The organism is Dermacoccus sp. UBA1591, from assembly GCF_002322065.1.
GTDB classification, from domain to species: domain Bacteria; phylum Actinomycetota; class Actinomycetes; order Actinomycetales; family Dermatophilaceae; genus Dermacoccus; species Dermacoccus nishinomiyaensis.
This window is the reverse complement of sequence record NZ_DCNR01000016.1, coordinates 5047-5397: the sequence shown is the minus strand read 5'-3', so window position 1 is coordinate 5397 and position 351 is coordinate 5047. Positions and strand designations below refer to the sequence as shown.

The following is a 351-nucleotide window of genomic DNA, read 5'->3' as shown; positions in this document are numbered from 1 at the left end:
GCGGCGTCGGCACCGGCCTGCCCGGCCTGCTGTGACGTCGCGGGTTTCTTCGTCGGCGCCTTCGTCGAGCGGGTGCCGGCCTCCGCGACGGCGCGGATCGGGGGCGCGTTCTCGTCGAGGCGCGCGAGGGCCTTGAGGATGAGCGCGCGATCCGTCGTCGGCCAGAACGGTGGGAGCGACCGCTGCAGGAACCCGGCGTAGCGCGCCGTCATCATGCGCGAGTCGAGAAAGGCGACGACGCCGCGATCGTCGGCATGACGGATGAGGCGACCGGCACCCTGCGCGAGCCGCAACGCCGCGTGCGTGCCGGAGACTGCCATGAACCCGTTGCCACCCATCTTGGCGATGGCC

The 351-nt window shown here is 72.4% G+C and carries 1 protein-coding gene; it reads right to left on the bottom strand.

Going from position 1 to position 351, the window contains the following annotated elements; translation table 11 throughout:
* The coding region (locus B2284_RS01540; protein WP_286697101.1) for a helicase C-terminal domain-containing protein at window positions 1-351 on the bottom strand (351 nt) is incomplete at both ends.